Raw genomic sequence first — 17,268 nt, 5'->3', positions numbered from 1 at the left:
ATCCCGTTCCGCTGCCCGCGTCGAGCCGACTCGCGGCCCCCAGCCGCGAGCCGGGCTCAGAACTCCTCGTGGGTCTCGGGGTCGGCGCCCCAGATGCGACCCCGCTCGAGCGCGGAGATCGCCTCGACCTCGTCGGCGCTCAGCGAGAAGCCGAACACGTCGAGATTCTCGCGACGCCGTTCGGGATCGGACGACTTCGGGATCGGCACGCTCTCGAGTTCGACGTGCCAGCGCAGCACGACCTGCGCGGGCTCGACGCCGTGCGCGGCGGCGAGCTCGGTGACGACCGGCTCGCGGAGCAGGTCGGTGCGGCGGGCGAGCGGGCTCCAGCTCTCGGTGCGGATGCCGTGCTCGTCGTGGAAGGCGCGCAGCTCGGCCTGCGGGAAGTACGGGTGCAGCTCGACCTGGTTCACGACCGGGGTCACGCCGGTCTCGGCCATGAGCCGCGTCAGCATCTTGGGCGTGAAGTTCGAGACGCCGATCGAACGCACGAGGCCCTTCTCGCGCAGCGAGATCATCGCCCGCCAGCTGTCGACGAACTTGTCGATGCGCGGCAGCGGCCAGTGGATGAGGTACAGGTCGACCCACTCGAGCCCGAGTCGCTTGCGCGACTCCTCGAAGCTCGCGATCGTCTCGTCGAACCCGTGGTGCCGGCCGGGCAGCTTCGTCGTGATGACGAGGTCGGAGCGGTCGACGGCGGTGCGCCGGATCGCCTCGCCGACCGCCTCCTCGTTGCCGTAGTTGTACGCGGTGTCGATGAGCCGATAGCCGTCGGCGATCGCGGAGACCATCGAGGAGATGCCGACCTGGTCGTTGAGGCCGTACGTGCCCAATCCGATCGCGGGAATGGTGTTGCCGTCGCGAAGGGAGTAGGCGGGAGTGCTCATCCCCCAATACTGGCGCACCGTCCGCCGGTTGAGTAGCGCCGACCCTCCGCCGGTCGGGCGACGTCGCCGCTTCGTCGCCCGCTGCTCAGCCGGCGGAGCGCGGCAGCTCCGCGAACGCGCGCACCGGGAAGGTGCCGAAGCCCTCGACCTTCGGCGCGACGGCGGTGAACCGCGCGCCGCGCGGCGGTACCTGCTCGAGGCCCGTGAGGTGCTCGACGACGTGCACGCCCGCGTCGAGCAGGATCGAGTGCGCCGGCCGTTCGCCGCCCGACTCGGCGTCGTCGATATTGAGCGCGTCGATGCCGACGATCGCGACGCCCGCATCGGCGAGGTGCCGGGCGCCCTCTTGGGTGAGGAACGGCGACCCGTGCGCGTACTCGGGCCGGCCGAAGTGCCGGCTCCACCCCGTGTGCAGCAGCACCGCGGTCCCTTCGAGGTCGCGGTCGAAGAACACGGCGGCCGGGATGCCGCGCTCCGAGGCATCCGTGAGCCTGAACACCTCGGCGGGGACGCCGACGAGGGTCTCGAGCGACAGGCTCGCGAGGTCACCGCCGTCGGCGTACCGGTGGAACGGGCTGTCGAGGTAGGTGCCCGTGTTGCCGAGCATCGTGATGAGGTCCATCGCGAACTCGGTGCCGGGTGCGTAGCGCTCGCGCGACGCCTCGCGCGTGAGGAAGGGCGTGATGGTCGGGGCCGGGAGGCCGGGATAGGTGACGAGCCCCGCCGAGATCGTGTGGCTGAGGTCGACGAGGCGGCCGCGGCCCGCCGCCTCGCCGTGGTCGGATGCCTCGTGGTGCACGCCGCCCGCGGCCTCGACGCCGCGCGACCCGCGGTGCGGCTCTTCGACGATCGCGAGGTTCGAGAGCTCGACGCTCGCGACGAGCGCGAGGCCGAGGTGACGCACGAGGAGCTCGGCGATGTCGGCCTCGGTCACGGCGTTCGACGGCAGGTCGAGCCGGAAGCCCGTCGTTCGGAGATCGCCCCCGTTGGCGAAGGCGATCTCGGCGTCGAAGTGGGCACGGTACTCGGTCACGCGGGTTGCTCCTCGGGGGTCTTCTCGTGGTCGGGGTCGGGGACGCGCTCGGGGACGTGCGCGTCGGTCGCCGCCGCCGAGCGCCGGCCGCGCACGCGACGGACGATCGTGACGGCGACCGCGGCGAGCGCGAGCAGGGCCGGCACGAGCAGGTTCGACCACGCGAGCACGAGCAGGGCGACGGTCATGATCGTGGCGACCACGGCGAGCCACCAGCCGAACGACCAGGTGCGCAGCAGCAGCGTCGCGGCGAGCATGCCGGCCGCGTAGATCGCGACCATGTTGCTCGTGTGGATGAGGATGAACCCCGTCAGGTCGAGGTCGTTGAGCAGCATGAGCGCGTAGTAGCCGAGGATGAGCACGCCCGTGAGCGCGAGCGCACGGCGCGGGATCTCGCCGTCGGCGGCGCCCTTCGCGAGGAAGCGCGGCAGGTCGCCGTCGCGGCCGAGCGCGGCGCCGAGCTTGCCGAACGCCGGCAGGTAGGCGTTCATGACGCCGACCGTGACGATGGCCGCGATGATCGCGACGAGCACCGGACCGATGCCGGGCGCGGTCGTCTCGACGAGGTCGAGCAGCGGCACCTGGCCGTCGCCTGCGCGATCGCCGAGCACCGCGACGGTGACGAACTGCAGCGCGAGGTACCCGACGCCGACGACCACGACCGCGATCGCCGTGGCGATGGGGATGGTGCGCCGGGGGTTCTTGAACTCGCCGGCGATGTGGGTGCCGACCTCCCACCCGGCGAAGGCCCACACGAAGAGGCTGATCGCGACGCCGACGCCCGCCCAGCCGTGCGGCAGGAACGGCTCGAAGTTGGACGCCTCGGCCGCCGGGAACGTGACCGCGACGACGCCGACCACGACCGTGATGAGCAGCCCGGTGAGCACGAACTGCACCCAGCCGGCGACGCGCACGCCGAACCAGTTGGCGATGAACGGCGGCACGAACACGGCGAGGCCGATGATCGGCACGGCCGAGCGGTCGACGCCGAGCACCGCGACGACGTACTCGCCGCCGAGCACGGCGAGCACCGGCGCCCCGATGCAGACGCCGAAGTAGAACCAGTAGCCGGCCATGCGGGCGGCGGTGTCGCCGAGCGCGCGGCGCACGAAGCTCGCGACCCCGCCCGCATCGGGGTAGCGGGCCGCGAGGGCGGCGAAGGTGCCGGCGAGCGGGATCGAGAGCACGAGCACCGCGGCGACCGCGACGATCGAGGCCGGGCCGGCGACCTCGGCGGCGAGGCCGGGCAGCACGAGGATGCCGGTGCCGAGCACGCTCGCGATGTAGAGCGCCGTGCCCTGCCCGAGCCCGAGCGTGCCGTGGTGCGGGCCGCCGCCCTGCGCCGCGTCGCGGGCGCCGTCGTTCGAAGTCACCCGCTCATTCTGCTGGAGGCCGCCGACACCCGCCCATGGCAGCGTTGACACAGTTCATCGAATTCCTGCCATTCGCGCCTCGCGGTCGATGAACGAGGTCAGCTCGCCGATCGAACCGAGCAGCGGGGCCGGCACGACGACGAGCGTGTTCTTGTCGACGCCGACCTCGACGAGCGTCTGCAGCGTGCGCAGCTGCAGCGCGAGCGGGTGCGACATCATGGTGTCGCTCGCGACGCCGAGCTGGGTCGCGGCGAGCGCCTCGCCCTCCGCCGCGATGATCTTCGCGCGCTTCTCGCGCTCGGCCTCCGCCTGACGGGCCATCGCCCGCTTCATCGCGTCGGGCAGCAGGATGTCCTTGAGCTCGACGAGCGTCACCTGGATGCCCCACTCGGCAGTCGTCACGTCGAGGATCTCGCGGATGTTGACGTTCAGCACGGCGGTGTCGGAGAGCGCCTCGTCGAGATGGTGCTGGCCGATCACCTTGCGCAGCGTGGTCTGCGCGATCTGGTCGATCGCCGCCTTCGCGTTCTCGATCACGATGACCGACTTCACGGCGTCGGTCACCCGGTAGTACGCGACCGCCGAGACGCCGACGCTCACGTTGTCGCGCGTGATGATGCCCTGCGACTGGATCGGCAGCGTGACCACCCGCAGCGAGACCTTCGTCATGACGTCGACGATCGGGATGATGAACCGGATGCCCGGATCGCGCACGCTCTGCAGCCGACCGAACCGCAGCACGACGCCGCGCTCGTACTGCTTCACGATCTTCACGGACATGAAGAACAGGATGATCGCCAGGATGGCGACGACGATCACCGTGATCCAGAGCCAGACCATGAGACTCATCTCCCGGGCGCCGGTGACGTGCCGGACGTCAACTCAATTGTCCCACTCACCCGCTGGTCGAGGGGCGCGCGACGAAGGAGCAGGCGCTCCTCGACCAGCGGAACCGGGCTACAACCGGGCGAGCGTCTGGTCGATGTCGGCGAGCAGGTCGTCGACGTCCTCGATGCCGACCGAGAGCCGCACGACCGACTCGGGCACCTCGGCCTCGGTGCCGCGCACCGACGCGTGGGTCATCTCCGAGGGGTAGTTCACGAGCGACTCGACGCCGCCGAGCGACTCCGCGAGCTGGAACAGCGTCGTCGACTCCGCGAAGCGTCGGGCCGCCGCACCGCCGCCGGCGAGCGAGATCGAGAGCATGCCGCCGAACCCCGACATCTGGCGCGCAGCCAGCTCGTGGCCCGGGTGCGACTCGAGACCCGGATAGTAGACGTGCTCGATCGCGTCGTGCTCCTCGAGGCGGCGGGCGATCGCGAGCGCGTTCTGGCTGTGCCGCTGCATCCGGACCCCCAAGGTCTTGATGCCCCGCGAGGTGAGGAACGCGTCGAACGGCCCCGAGACGCCGCCCGCCGCGAACTGGGTGAACTTCACCCGCTCGAAGCGCTCCTCGCGCGCGTCGTCTCCGCCCGCGAACACGAGCGCACCGCCCACGACGTCGGAGTGCCCGCCGAGGTACTTGGTGGTCGAGTGCACGACGACGTCGGCGCCGAGCGCGAGCGGCTGCTGCAGCGCGGGGCTCGCGAAGGTGTTGTCGACGACGACGAGCAGCCCCGCCTCGTGGCCGAGCTCGGCGAGGGCCGCGACATCCGAGATCTTCATGAGCGGGTTCGAGGGCGTCTCGATCCAGAGCACCTTCGTCGCGGGCTCGATCGCTGCGCGCACGGCGTCGACGTCGCTCGTGTCGACCGTCGAGTCGCGCACGTCCCATGCGCCGAAGACCCGGCGGATGAGCCGGTGCGTGCCGCCGTAGACGTCGTTGCCGATGATGACGTGGTCGCCGGGCGCGAGCACGGTGCGCAGCAGCGCGTCCTCCGCGGCGAGGCCCGACGCGAACGACAGGCCGTGCGCGCCGCCCTCGAGTGCCGCGAGCTGCGCCTCGAGCGCGTCGCGCGTCGGGTTGCCGCCGCGCGAGTACTCGTAGCCGCCGCGCAGCCCGCCGATTCCGTCTTGCACGTAGGTCGAGGTCTGGTAGATCGGCGGGATCACGGCCCCGGTCGTCGGGTCGAACGCCTGGCCGGCGTGGATGGCGCGGGTGTCGAAGCGGGCGTGGTCGGTGTTCATGGGGTGGTGCCTAACGTGAGGAGATCAGTGGGAGAGGTAGGTGAGCAGGTCGGTGCGCGTGATGACGCCGAGCGCCTTGCCACCGTCGGTGACGAGCATCGCGGGTGCGTCGGTGAACGCGCTGCGGGCGGCCGCGACGGGCTCCTGCACGCCGATGAGCGGCAGCGGCTCGCCGACGGCCCCGCCCACCTCGTCGGTGAGCTTCACCACGCCCGTGAAGACCTGCTCGAGCAGTTCCTCCTCATGCAGGGCGCCGAGCACCTCGCCGAGCACGACGGGGGGCTCGTGCCCGACGACGACGACCTGCGAGACGCCCGTCTCGGTCATGCGGTCGATCGCCTCGCGCACCGTGTCGTTCGGGTGCACGTAGACGAGCGGGGCCGTGCGGTCGGCCTTCGCGGCGAGCAGGTCGGCGACGGTGTGCCCCGTGGGGGCGTTGCCGAAGCCGTACGCGCGCATCCACTTGTCGTTGAAGATCTTGCCGAGGTAGCCGCGGCCGCCGTCGGGCAGCAGCACGACGAACACGTCGTCGGCGGTCACCCCGGGCGCGGATGCCGCGCGCAGTGCCGCGACGACCGCCATGCCGCTCGACCCGCCGACGAGGATGCCCTCTTCGCGGGCGAGGCGCCTGGTCATCGCGAACGAGTCGGCGTCGCTCACGGCGATGATCTCGTGCGGCACCTCGGGGTCGTAGGCGTCGGGCCAGAAGTCCTCGCCCACGCCCTCGACGAAGTACGGTCGGCCGGTGCCGCCCGAGTAGACCGAACCCTCGGGATCGGCGCCGATGATGCGCACGCGGTCGTCGGAGACCTCCCGCAGGTAGCGACCGGTGCCCGTGATCGTGCCGCCCGTGCCGACGCCCGCGACGAAGTGCGTCACGCGGCCGTCGGTGTCGCGCCAGATCTCGGGACCGGTCGTCTCGTAGTGCGACCGCGGACCGTTCGGGTTCGCGTACTGGTTGGGCTTGAACGCACCCGGGATCTCGCGGGCGAGCCGGTCGGAGACGCCGTAGTACGACTCGGGGCTGTCGGGCGCGACCGCCGTCGGGGTGACGACGACCTCGGCGCCGTACGCGGTGAGCACGTTGCGCTTGTCCTCCCCGACCTTGTCGGGGCAGACGAAGACGCAGCGGTACCCGCGCTGCTGCGCGACGAGCGCGAGCCCCACGCCCGTGTTGCCGCTCGTCGGCTCGACGATCGTGCCGCCGGGCTTCAGCAGGCCGTCGCGCTCGGCCGCGTCGATGATACGGCCGGCGATGCGGTCCTTCGACGAGCCGCCCGGATTGAAGTACTCGAGCTTCACGAGCACGGTGGCCTCGGTCACCCCCTCGGTGACCCGGTTGAGCTTCACGAGCGGGGTGTCGCCGACGAGGTCGACGATCGATTCTGCGTACTTCATTGCGGTGTCCTTGCGAGTCGGCCACGGCTCAGCCGGGGTGCGGCGAACGATCGGGCGTGCGTGCGGGGTCGGTGGAAGACGTCAGCGACAACACAGCGAGAGGAGCACGTCGTCAACTCTAGCCGGGCCGCTCGAGGTTCAGGAAGTGGCGCCGGTGCGCGCGTCGATGCGGCGTTCTCACAGCCGCATGCATTCGTATAGGTGATGGTGCCCGTGGCGGCGCCGGATCGACCCCGACGACCCACCGAGAGAGGCCCCCGCGTGAGCGCGACCCCGCCCGTTCCCCCGAAGGCGAAGCAGCAGGCCAAGCAGCAGACCACGAAGCAGCAGCGCGCCGCCGAGCGCCAGCGGCAGCTCGAGGAGTTCAAGCGGCGCGAGGCGCGCTCGAAGCGCAACCGCCGCATCCTCACGTGGGCCGGGGTCGTCGGCGGCGTGGCCGCCGTGGGCCTCCTCGTCACCGCGATCGTGCTCGCCCCGAAGGCCGCGAGCTCGGATGCCGCGACCGACGGATCGGGTGGCGCGACGAGCGCGATCGAAGGGGTCGAGACCTTCTCGTACCAGGGCGGCGCGCACGTCGAGGGAGCCGTCGACTACGCCGAGACCCCGCCGGTGGGCGGCGAGCACAACCAGGTCTGGCTCAACTGCGGTGTGTACGGCCAGCCCGTGCCGAACGAGAACGCCGTGCACTCGCTCGAGCACGGCGCCGTCTGGGTGACCGTCGACCCGGAGTTGCCGGCCGACGAGCTCGGGGCGCTCACCGCCGAGCTGCCGACGACCTACGTCGTGCTGTCGCCGTACGAGGGCCTGCCCTCCCCCATCGTGCTGAGCGCGTGGAACGCGCAGCTGCAGGTCGACGACGCCTCCGACCCGCGCATCGCGAAGTTCATCGAGCAGTACTGGCAGAGCCCGAACGCCCCCGAGCCCGGGGCCCCCTGCTCGGGCGCGTACGACGCGCCCGGCAAGCTGTCGTGACCGGGCCGGCCGACCCCGCCGTCGACGCGCGCACGGCGGCCGGCGCGGGCGTCGGGGCCGTTGACGACCAGATCTCACTCGACGCTCGCGACGACGCCGGCGACGCGCGGCGCGGCGGCCGGGTCGCGGCGGTGGTCGCGGCATCCGTCGCCCTCGTCGTCGTGGCGATCGCGGCGTTCTCGATCGGGCGGCTCTCGACGCTCGCCGACCCCACCCCCTCGAACACGAGCGCCGAGGCGGGGTTCGCGCGCGACATGCAGGTGCACCACCAGCAGGGCGTCGAGCTCGCGCTCATCGTGCGCGACGCGACCGACGACGACGAGATCCGCCTGCTCGCGTACGACATGGCGACGACCCAGTCGCAGCAGGCGGGCCAGATGTACGGCTGGCTCAGCGCGTGGGGCCTGCCGCAGGCGGGCGGCGAGCCGTCGATGACGTGGATGACGCGCCCCGCGCCGGGCGGCGGGCACGACGAGCACGCCGGCGGCGCCCACGAGCCGGGCGCGCCGATGCCGGGCCTCGCGACCGCCGAGCAGGTCGCCGAACTCCGTACGTTGCACGGGGTCGACGCCGAGCGGCGGTTCCTCGAGCTCATGATCGCGCACCACCGGGGGGCGGTCGAGATGTCGGAGGCGCTGCTCGAGCGGTCGTCGAACGAGGTCGTCACCGCGCTCGCCCGCTCGATCGTCGCGAGCCAGTGGAGCGAGATCGAGCTCATGGAGCAGCTGCTCGCCGAGCGCAGCTGACCCGGCTCAGCCCGCCGACGCGCGCCGCTTCGCCGAGCCCTTCGGCGGGAACAGCGTCTCGGACTGCTCGAGCGACATGCCGTTGGTCTCGGGCACCTTCGCGAGCACGAAGAAGAACGAGAGCGCCGCGAACGTCGCGTACATGCCGTACGTGAACACGAGCGAGTAGTCGCTCAGCACGGGGAACGTGACCGTCACGAGGAAGTTCGCGATCCACTGCGCCGCCGCTGCAAGCCCGAGGGCGCGCGCCCGGATGCTGTTCGGGAAGATCTCGCCGAGCAGCACCCAGACGAGCGGCCCCCACGAGAACCCGAACGCGACGACGAACACATTCGCCGCGACGAGCGCGGTCGGCCCCCACCCGCCCGGCAGCGACAGCTCGCCGTCGACCGTGACGGCGTTGCCGAACGACACCGCCATGACCGCGAGCGCGACCGTCATGCCGACCGAGCCGACGAGCAGCAGCGGCCGGCGCCCGACGCGGTCGACGAGCGCGATGGCCACGAAGGTCACGGCGATGTTCGTGACCGACGTGAGCACGCTGATCAGCAGCGAGTTCGACTCGTCGAAGCCGACGGCGCTCCACAGCGTCGTCGAGTAGTAGAAGATCACGTTGATGCCCACGAACTGCTGGAACACCGACAGCAGGATGCCGATCCAGACGATCGGCCGCAGCCCGAGCACGGGGCCGCGCAGTGCGCCCTTGCGGCTCGAGAGCTTGTCGTTCGCGATCGAGTCGTGGATCTCCCGCACCGAGCGGTCGATCTCGTCGGCCGGCTGGATCTGCGCGAGCACTCCGCGGGCGACGTCCTCCTTGCCCTGCTTCACGAGGAACCGGGGCGACTCGGGCAGGCGCAGCGCGAGCAGCCCGTAGACGACCGACGGCACGATGCAGGCGAGGAACATCCACCGCCACGCCTCGAGCCCGAACCAGAACGGCTCGCTCGCTCCGCCGGCCGCAGTCGCGAAGAGCGCGTCCGAGAGCAGCGCGGCGAAGATGCCGAACACGATCGCGAGCTGCTGCAGCGACGCCAGCCGGCCGCGCACCTTGCGGGGCGAGATCTCGGCGATGTATGCAGGCGCCACGACCGACGCGATGCCGATGCCGACGCCGCCGATGATGCGCCAGATCGTGAGGTCCCAGCCCGAGAACGCGAAGCCCGACCCGATCGACGAGACGAAGAAGAGCGCCGCGCCGAGCAGCATCACGGGGATGCGGCCAAACCGGTCGGCCAGGCGCCCGGCGAGCTCCGAGCCGAGCGCGCAGCCGAGCAGGGCGCTCGCGATCGCGAAGCCGGTCGCGGCCGCCGAGAGCCCGAACTGCTGCTCGATCGCGTCGACGGCGCCGTTGACGACCGACGAGTCGAACCCGAACAGGAACCCGCCGACCGCGCCCGATGCGGCGAGCGCGATCACCCGGCGATTGAGCGCCTTCGCGTTCGCGGCGGTCGGGGTCGAGGCCCCCGTCGACGCCGCCGCCGCGGCATCCGCGCCCGTGCCCCCGGCTTCGGCCGGCCGACGCGCACTCGTCCCCGAATCCTGCTCCGCCCGATCGTCCATGATCTCCCCCTCGGCGTCGTGCGACCACGCTACTGCGCACGGCGACCGGCGGTCGAGAGGCGTGCGGCGTTACTCGACGACCTCGGCGGCGTGCACCGGCCGCTCCTCCTGCTGGCGGTAGAGCGAGGCGTAGACGCCGCCGGTCGCGACGAGCTCGGCGTGCGTGCCGCGTTCGACCACCCGGCCCGCGACGACGACGAAGATGACGTCGGCCGCGACGACCGTCGAGAGGCGGTGCGCGATCGCGATCGTCGTGCGGCCGCGGGCGGCGTCGTCGAGCGCCTGCTGCACGACGCGCTCGGAGATGGTGTCGAGCGCGCTCGTGGCCTCGTCGAGCACGAGCACCGCCGGGTCCTTCAGCAGCACCCGCGCGATCGCGATGCGCTGCTTCTCGCCGCCGGAGAGGCGGTAGCCCCGCTCGCCGACGACGGTGTCGTAGCCGTCGGGGAACGAGGCGATCGTCTCGTGGATGTTCGCGGCCCTGGCCGCGGCCTCGAGCTCGGCGTCGGAGGCATCGGGCTTCGCGTACCGCAGGTTGTCGGCGATGGAGGCGTGGAAGAGGTAGGTCTCCTGGCTGACGATGCCGATGTGCGACATGAGCGAGTCGCGCTGCAGGTCGCGCACGTCGACGCCCGCGAAGCGCACCGCGCCCGACGTCGCCTCGTAGAGGCGCGGCACGAGGTACGACACCGTCGTCTTGCCCGCCCCGCTCGGCCCGACGAACGCGGCGAACTGGCCCGGCTCGATCGCGAAGCTCACCCCGTCGAGGGTCGGTCGCGGCTCGTCGCCCTCGGTGCGCACCGCGTCGGGGTAATGGAACGAGACGTCGTCGAACTCGACCCGTCCGAGCGCGCCGTCGGTCGGCACCTCGCGGGCGTCGGGCACGTCGGTGATCGCCGGGCGCAGGTCGAGGTATTCGAAGATGCGGGCGAACAGGGCGCTCGAGGTCTGCAGGTCGAGCGCGACCCGCATGAGCCCCATGAGCGGGAACAGCAGCCGAGCCTGCACCGTCGTGAACGCGACGATCGTGCCCGCGGTGACGTCGGCGTTGCCGCCCGCGATGAGCCACCCCGAGACGAGGTAGACGATCGCCGGGATCGACGACATGAAGATGTTGACCATCGCGAAGAACCACTGGCCGGTCATCTGCTGCTTGACCTGCAGGCCGATCTGGTTGCGGTTCTCGTCGGAGTACCGCTCGATCTCGCTCTGCTGCCGGCTGAAGCTCTTCGACAGCAGGATGCCCGAGACGCTCAGCGTCTCCTGCGTGATCGCCGTCATCTCCGACAGCGACTCCTGCGTCCTGCCGGCGAGGCGGGCCCGAACCTGCCCGACCCGGCGCTGCGCGACGACCATGAACGGCATGAGCACGAGCGCGACGACCGTGAGCTGCCAGTTGAGCAGCAGCATCGCGACGAAGGCCGAGATGACGGTGACCGTGTTGCCGAGCACGCTCGACACCGTGTTCGTGAGCACGCCGGCGACGCCGCCGACGTCGTTCTGGAGCCGCGACTGGATGATGCCGGTCTTCGTGCGCGTGAAGAAGCTCAGCTCCATCGCCTGCAGGTGGCTGAACAGCCGCACCCGCAGCGCCCCCATGACCTTGTTGCCGATCGTCGCCGTGAGCCAGGTCTGCCAGACGCCGAGCAGTGCCGACACGACGAAGACCGCGATCATGGCGAGCACGAGCGTCGTCAGCACGGGCAGGTTCGGCGGGGATGCCTCGCCGCCGGCGCCGGTCGGGAACAGGCCGTCGTCGAACGCACGCTGCGTGAGCAGCGGCGGGATGACGCTGAGTGCTGCGCCGACCAGCACGAGCACGACCGTGGTCGCGAGGGCGGCCTTGTGCGGGGCGAAGAGCTCGGAGATGCGGCGCAGGAGGTGCGGGATCTTCGGAGCGTCGGCGTTCTCGGCCCGCTGGGCCGCTTCGTCGGCCGAGGCGATGCGCGTGCGCGCCTTGCCGTAGCGACCGACCTGCGGCGCCGGCCCTCCCCCGCCATGCATGCTCATGGGTTCACCCTACGGCGGGCCGGCGATGCGACCGCGGACGTTCGCCGCGGGCGCAGTGCTCGACGCAGGCGGTCGGAGGCCGGGCGCAGCGCCGGAAGCCGCCACCCGAATTGGGGCGAGCCGCCGGCTGACGAGCAGGTATACCGTGAGCCGCAACTCCGGTCGAACCCGCGCATCCCGACCCGACGCCCGCCGTTCCCCGCCTGGGAACGTGGCGGTGCCGGACGATCCCGAGTCCGAGGAAGTGCCCGAGATGGACCCGAAACCCGGTCGGTGGGCCTCGCGCCTGCGCGCGATCGTCTCGCTCTCCGCCGTCGCCGCCCTGGTGGCCGGCGGCCTCGCGCTCTCCGCCGCGTCGGCGGAGGCGTTCGTGCCGATGAAGCGAGCGTTCGAGGAAGCGCAGGTCACCGGCGGCCAGTGCGCCGGCCACGCCCCGACCCCGCTGACGGTGGAGATCTCCGCGACGTATCCGGAAGCGGCGTACATCATCGTCGTCTCGAGCGGCGGCGTCCAGGTGGACGAGGTGACGCGCATCGGGGACAACGACACGATCTCGGTGTCGTTCACGTTGCCGCCGGGCGACTACGTCGTCGACGTCAGCCGGCCGGACAACCGCGGCGACGGCCCATTCGGCGCGACGATCCCAGCGACGGTCGAGACGTGCCCCGACATCGGGGTCACGACGGCGCCGCTCGGCTGCAGCCTCGGGAGCGACGGCTCGACGCTCGTCACGTTCACCGGGCTCGTGCCCGGTGAGTCGTACCTCTTCGACGTCGCCGGCCCCGCGTTCTCATTCGGAGGACCGTTCGAGGCGGAGTCGGAGACGGAAGCACGCGAGATCACGGGCATGCCGCCCGGCAACTCCACCGTGTACGTGCAATGGAGCCCCGAGGACATCACGCAGGTGCCGATGTACGACTGGGTCGCCTTCGCCGTCGAGCCATGTCAGCCGGCGATCGAGGTCGCGGTGCAGCAGTGCACCGTCGCGGGCGGCACGGCCGGTGCGACGGCCACGCTGTCGGGCCTCGTGGACGGGGTCGAGTACACCGTCGGGGCGTACGCCGCCTCGGCGCCCGACGGCGACGCGCTGGCGACCCCCGTGCCGGTCACCGGCGACGCATCGGGGGCGGCGACCGTCGACCTCGGCGCCCTGCCGGCCGGACTCGACGTCGTCGTCCGCGTCGACGGCGTCTGGGAGGCCCCGCCCTGGGAGGAGCCCCCGTGGATCGGTGGCGGGAACTTCGTGCCGCTCGGGTCGGTCGCCCTCTCGGCGAGCACTGGTATGAACCTCTCGGCGTGCCCGGCCGTGATCGTGACACCGACACCCACACCCACACCCACACCGACGCCGCCCGCCGTCGACGACACGGCGGGCCCGCAGCTCGCGGAGACCGGTGCGGATGCGGGCAGCCGGCTGCTCGCGGCCGCGATGCTCCTCGGCCTGGGCGCGCTCACGACGCTGGTCGCGCTGCGCCGCCGCCGCGCCTGACGAGCTGCAGCCCCGGGAGCCGGCGCCGATGCGGATGCCCCGCCCGAGGCATCCGCGCCGGGTCAGCCCTTCGAGGAGCCGGCGAGCAGGCCGCGCACGAAGTAGCGCTGCAGGCTGAAGAACACGATGAGCGGGATCACGAGCGACACGAACGCGGCAGCGGTGAGCCGCTGCCAGGTCTGACCACGCGATCCGGCGAGCTCTGCCAGTCGCTGCGTGAGCGGCGCGACGTCGGCGGTGCCGCCCGAGAACACGAGGGCCACGAGCAGGTCGTTCCAGACCCAGAGGAACTCGAAGATCGCGAACGACGCGAGGATCGGCACGGAGAGCGGCACGACGATGCGCATGAAGATCTGTCCGTGCGTCGCTCCGTCGACGCGCGCCGCCTCCATGAGCTCGCGCGGGATCTCGGAGATGAAGTTGTGCAGCAGGAAGATCGCGAGCGGCAGGCCGAAGATCACGTGGGCGATCCACACCTGCACGTAGGTCTCGTCAGGGATGACGGGCACGAGGTCGTGCAGCCATTCCTGCGCCGGCTTCAGGGTGGTGGTGAAGATCTGCAGGAGCGGGATGAGCGCCATCTGGAGCGGCACGATCTGCAGCGCGAAGATGCCGATGAACACCCAGTCGACGAACGGGAACCGGATCCACGCGAGCGCGTACGCGGCCATCGCGGCGAGCACGGTCGCGAAGACCACCACCGGGATCGTGATCGCGAGCGAGTTCACGAAGTACGACCCGAGCTGCGGTGCCGTCGACGACGACGACAGCAGCACCTCGCTGTAGTTGTCGAGCGTCCAGCCCCAGTTCTCGAAGACCGTCCACCAGCCCGTCGTGTTGATGAGCTCGGCCGGGCGGAACGACGAGACCAGCAGCCCGAACGTCGGCAGCGTCCAGAGCACGGCGATGAGCAGCGCGAAGACGGTGGCGGTGCGCGACGTCAGCCGACGCTTGACGCGCGTCGCCTTGGTGCCGTCGAGGTTGTAGCCGCGCCGCGCGGCGGCGTCGAGCTCCTTCGCGATCTGCTTGTCGGTCGATCCGGTCGCCTGGGTCATCGGATCTCCCTCTGCTTGCGGAGCACGCGGATGTTGTAGACGACGATCGGCACGACGAGCAGGAACAGCACGAGCGCGAGCGCCGCGCCGCGCCCCGACTCGGCCGCGCGGAACGCCTGCGTGTACATCTCGTTGGCGATGACACTCGTGTTGAAATTGCCGCCGGTCATGACGCGCACGATGTCGAACACCTTGAGCGTCGCGATCGTGATGGTCGTGACGACCACGACGAGGCCGCCCCGGATGCCCGGGAGGGTCACGCTGCGGAACCGCTGCCAATCGCTCGCCCCGTCGAGCTCGGCCGCCTCGAGCTGCTCGGACGGGATGCCCTTGATCGACGCGGACAGCACGACGACGGCGAATCCGACCTGCACCCAGATCATGACGACGATGAGCAGCAGCGTGTTCACGAACGGCTCCTGCAGCCACAGCACGGGTTCGCCGCCGAACCACACGACGATCTGGTTGAGGAGGCCGATCTGCGGACGCGACGCCGGACGGTACTCGTAGATGAACTTCCAGATGATGCCGGCGCCGACGAACGAGATCGCGACCGGCATGAAGACGAGCGACTTGTAGATGCGCTCGCCGCGCGACCGGTCGATGAAGACCGCGTAGGCGAGGCCGATGCCGGTCGAGATCGTCGGCACGAGCACCACCCAGAGGATCGTGTTGCCGAGCGTCAGCAGCGCCTCGGGCTGCGTGAACATCCACACGTAGTTGTCGATGCCGATGAACTCGCCCGCGCGGTTGGTGAACGACGTGAAGGCGGTGCGCACCGCCGGGTAGAGCAGGCCGACCCCGAGCAGGAGGCATGCGGGGGCGAGGAACAGCACGAGCTGGTACCACTCACGACCGCGCTTGGGGGCGCGGTCGATGAGGAACAGGATCAGCCCGATCACGGCCGCGAAGATCGCGAGCCCGAGCAGGATCTGGAAGATCTTGCCGATCAGGTCGGCGGTGGTCACGTCGAGGGCCTCCGATCGCGGGCGGAATCAGACGGGCCGGCGCGTCGCGCCGGCGGTGGTGGGAGGAACCCCGGGGTCGCGCGGGGAGCGCGACCCCGGGCATCCGTCACTCCTGGGGCCAGCTCGCCTCGATGAAGTCGAGCGTGTCGGTCGTGCTCTTGCCGCCGATCCAGTCGACCATGCCGGTCCAGAACGAACCCGAGCCCACCGCGGCGGGCATCACGTCGGAGCCGTCGAAGCGGAACGTCGTGTTCGGGTCCTGCAGGAGGGCCACCGACTCCTTCAGCAGCTCGCTGCCGGCGTTCTCGGGGTCGAGACCGGTGTTGGCGCTGATGACGCCGCCCAGGCTGACGCGCGAGTTCGCCCACTCGGGGCTCGACAGGTACGTCTGCGTGGCGACGACCTCGTCGCTGTCGGAGAACGCCGCGACGATCTCGCCGCCGCCCGTGACCGCGTTGGCCCCGGCCTCGGTGCCCGGCAGCATGAAGGCCCACACGTCGCCGTCTTCGGCGACCGTCGTGCCCTCGGGCCAGAAGCCCTCGTAGAACGAGGCCTGGTGGTGCAGGGCGCACGCGCCGTCGAGGATCGGCAGGCCCGCGTCGCCGAAGTCGGTCGTCGCGATCGAGCGCACGTCGCCGAGTCCGCCGTTGACGTTGTCGTCGTTGCGGATGTAGTCGCCGACCGAGTCGAACGCGTCGGCGATCTTCGGGTCGTTGAACGGGATGTCGTGCGCGACCCACTGGTCGTACACGTCGGCGCCCTGCTGGCGGAGCACGAAGTCCTCCACCCAGTCGGTGCCGGGCCAGCCCGTCGCGACGCCCGACGCGAAGCCGACGCACCAGGGCTTGTCGACCGCGCCCGACTCGCGGATCTGGTCGGTCAGCGTCGCGAGCTCGTCGAGCGTCGTCGGCACCTCCCAGCCGTTCTCCTCGAACATCGCCGGCGAGTACCAGACCCAGCCCTTGATGTTCGCCATGAGGGGCGCCCCGTAGAGGGTGTCGTCGACCGTGCCGTACGCCGCCCAGTCTTCGGACCAGTACTCGGCGACGTTGTCGGCCACCTCCTTCGGCGCGGGCAGCAGGTCGCCCTGCTGGGCGAGCCGCGCGATGAGGCCGGGCTGCGGTGTGATGCCGAGGTCGGGCGGGTTGCCGCCCTCGATGCGCACGTTGAGCTGCTCCTCGTACTGGTCGGAGCCCTCGTAGACGATGTCGATGCCGGTGCAGTTCTCGAAGTCGACCCACGACTGGTTCAGCAGGTCGGCCTCGGCGTCGAGGATCGTGCCGTAGATGTTGACCTCGGCGCCGTCGAAGCTGCCGTACGACTCGTACGGTCCGCAGTCGGCGGTCGCGGCGTCGTTGTTCGCCATGTCGCCGGTGCAGGCCGTGAGCGTGAGGCCGACCGCCGCGGCTGCCACAACGGGCGCCATCCAACGGCGATGCCGTGTGAATCCCATGTCTCCTCCTCGTCGAGTGTGGTGCAGGGCGGAGCCGGGAACCGGCCCCGCTCCCCACGCTATGGCAGCGCGGTCGGCCCCCACAAGGGGGTGGGCGGTCACGATACGGCACCGATCGAGTCGCTTGCGATCGCTGGGAGAGAGCGCTCCCCTGGGCGGCGATCGCGGATGCCCCGTGGCCGGCGCCGCGGCATCCG

The 17,268-nt window shown here is 71.0% G+C and carries 14 protein-coding genes; 3 read left to right on the top strand and 11 right to left on the bottom strand.

From position 1 onward, the window contains the following. Positions 1–56: 56 nt before the first annotated feature. The 6 genes from AC3RJ6_RS05240 to AC3RJ6_RS05215 form a co-directional block, all read right to left on the bottom strand. Positions 57–887, bottom strand: a complete 831-nt coding sequence (locus AC3RJ6_RS05240) for an aldo/keto reductase (protein ID WP_491425831.1) — start codon at positions 885–887, stop codon at positions 57–59. 85 nt (positions 888–972) lie between these two features. Then, positions 973–1,920 carry a cyclase family protein gene (locus AC3RJ6_RS05235; protein WP_491425830.1) on the bottom strand — a complete coding sequence of 316 codons (948 nt, stop codon included), beginning with the start codon at positions 1,918–1,920 and terminating at the stop codon, positions 973–975. Then, positions 1,917–3,293, bottom strand: a complete 1,377-nt coding sequence (locus AC3RJ6_RS05230; RefSeq protein WP_491425829.1) for an APC family permease — start codon at positions 3,291–3,293, stop codon at positions 1,917–1,919. Before AC3RJ6_RS05230 ends, AC3RJ6_RS05235 begins: the two co-directional genes overlap by 4 nt. Before the next feature lie 54 nt (positions 3,294–3,347). Further along, complete coding sequence (locus tag AC3RJ6_RS05225; protein WP_491425828.1) at positions 3,348–4,133, bottom strand: slipin family protein; 786 nt, start codon at positions 4,131–4,133, stop codon at positions 3,348–3,350. 117 nt (positions 4,134–4,250) lie between these two features. Beyond that, the gene (locus AC3RJ6_RS05220) at positions 4,251–5,420 is read right to left on the bottom strand and encodes a cystathionine gamma-synthase (RefSeq protein WP_491425827.1); all 1,170 of its coding nucleotides are present in this window, start codon (positions 5,418–5,420) and stop codon (positions 4,251–4,253) included. A 24-nt stretch (positions 5,421–5,444) separates the two neighbouring features. Further along, positions 5,445–6,818 carry a cystathionine beta-synthase gene (locus AC3RJ6_RS05215; protein WP_491425826.1) on the bottom strand — a complete coding sequence of 458 codons (1,374 nt, stop codon included), beginning with the start codon at positions 6,816–6,818 and terminating at the stop codon, positions 5,445–5,447. A gap of 261 nt (positions 6,819–7,079) precedes the next feature. Between AC3RJ6_RS05215 and AC3RJ6_RS05210 the strand changes: the two genes are divergently transcribed. Then, the gene (locus tag AC3RJ6_RS05210; RefSeq protein WP_491425825.1) at positions 7,080–7,790 is read left to right on the top strand and encodes a thioredoxin-like domain-containing protein; all 711 of its coding nucleotides are present in this window, start codon (positions 7,080–7,082) and stop codon (positions 7,788–7,790) included. Further along, positions 7,787–8,536 (top strand): DUF305 domain-containing protein, encoded by a 750-nt coding sequence (locus tag AC3RJ6_RS05205; protein WP_491425824.1) that lies wholly within the window; start codon positions 7,787–7,789, stop codon positions 8,534–8,536. Before AC3RJ6_RS05210 ends, AC3RJ6_RS05205 begins: the two co-directional genes overlap by 4 nt. Positions 8,537–8,542: 6 nt before the next feature. On the opposite strand, the gene AC3RJ6_RS05200 is transcribed toward AC3RJ6_RS05205, so the two are convergent. Together AC3RJ6_RS05200 and AC3RJ6_RS05195 are read right to left on the bottom strand one after the other, a co-directional pair. After that, positions 8,543–10,096: a sugar porter family MFS transporter gene (locus tag AC3RJ6_RS05200; RefSeq protein ID WP_491425823.1), complete on the bottom strand. Its 1,554-nt coding sequence runs from the start codon at positions 10,094–10,096 to the stop codon at positions 8,543–8,545. A gap of 69 nt (positions 10,097–10,165) precedes the next feature. Then, positions 10,166–12,106 (bottom strand): ABC transporter ATP-binding protein, encoded by a 1,941-nt coding sequence (locus AC3RJ6_RS05195; protein WP_491425822.1) that lies wholly within the window; start codon positions 12,104–12,106, stop codon positions 10,166–10,168. A 253-nt stretch (positions 12,107–12,359) separates the two neighbouring features. On the opposite strand from AC3RJ6_RS05195, the gene AC3RJ6_RS05190 reads away from it, so the two are divergent. Next, a complete protein-coding gene (locus tag AC3RJ6_RS05190) occupies positions 12,360–13,595 on the top strand; it encodes an LPXTG cell wall anchor domain-containing protein (RefSeq protein ID WP_491425821.1) in 1,236 nt (411 codons plus the stop codon). A gap of 62 nt (positions 13,596–13,657) precedes the next feature. Here the strand turns inward: AC3RJ6_RS05190 and AC3RJ6_RS05185 are convergent, their stop codons facing one another. From AC3RJ6_RS05185 to AC3RJ6_RS05175, 3 genes are all read right to left on the bottom strand, one after another. Continuing rightward, positions 13,658–14,650: a carbohydrate ABC transporter permease gene (locus AC3RJ6_RS05185; protein ID WP_491425820.1), complete on the bottom strand. Its 993-nt coding sequence runs from the start codon at positions 14,648–14,650 to the stop codon at positions 13,658–13,660. Continuing rightward, positions 14,647–15,618: a carbohydrate ABC transporter permease gene (locus AC3RJ6_RS05180; protein ID WP_491425819.1), complete on the bottom strand. Its 972-nt coding sequence runs from the start codon at positions 15,616–15,618 to the stop codon at positions 14,647–14,649. The genes AC3RJ6_RS05185 and AC3RJ6_RS05180 overlap by 4 nt, the downstream gene beginning before the upstream one ends. A 106-nt stretch (positions 15,619–15,724) precedes the next feature. Next, positions 15,725–17,071 carry an ABC transporter substrate-binding protein gene (locus AC3RJ6_RS05175; protein WP_491425818.1) on the bottom strand — a complete coding sequence of 449 codons (1,347 nt, stop codon included), beginning with the start codon at positions 17,069–17,071 and terminating at the stop codon, positions 15,725–15,727. Between the last annotated feature and the right edge of the window lie 197 nt (positions 17,072–17,268).

It is taken from the genome of Agromyces cucurbitae (assembly GCF_058349945.1).
This window is presented reverse-complemented; position numbering and strand designations above follow the sequence as displayed.

Excerpts from the sequence above, each read along its gene's own strand:
- AC3RJ6_RS05240 (WP_491425831.1), bottom strand. The coding sequence starts at position 887 with ATGAGCACTCCCGCCTACTCCCTTCGCGACGGCAACACCATTCCCGCG.
- AC3RJ6_RS05225 (WP_491425828.1), bottom strand. The coding sequence starts at position 4,133 with ATGGTCTGGCTCTGGATCACGGTGATCGTCGTCGCCATCCTGGCGATC.
- AC3RJ6_RS05220 (WP_491425827.1), bottom strand. The coding sequence starts at position 5,420 with ATGAACACCGACCACGCCCGCTTCGACACCCGCGCCATCCACGCCGGC.
- AC3RJ6_RS05215 (WP_491425826.1), bottom strand. The coding sequence starts at position 6,818 with ATGAAGTACGCAGAATCGATCGTCGACCTCGTCGGCGACACCCCGCTC.
- AC3RJ6_RS05200 (WP_491425823.1), bottom strand. The coding sequence starts at position 10,096 with ATGGACGATCGGGCGGAGCAGGATTCGGGGACGAGTGCGCGTCGGCCG.
- AC3RJ6_RS05195 (WP_491425822.1), bottom strand. The coding sequence starts at position 12,106 with ATGAGCATGCATGGCGGGGGAGGGCCGGCGCCGCAGGTCGGTCGCTAC.
- AC3RJ6_RS05190 (WP_491425821.1), top strand. The coding sequence starts at position 12,360 with ATGGACCCGAAACCCGGTCGGTGGGCCTCGCGCCTGCGCGCGATCGTC.
- AC3RJ6_RS05185 (WP_491425820.1), bottom strand. The coding sequence starts at position 14,650 with ATGACCCAGGCGACCGGATCGACCGACAAGCAGATCGCGAAGGAGCTC.
- AC3RJ6_RS05175 (WP_491425818.1), bottom strand. The coding sequence starts at position 17,071 with ATGGGATTCACACGGCATCGCCGTTGGATGGCGCCCGTTGTGGCAGCC.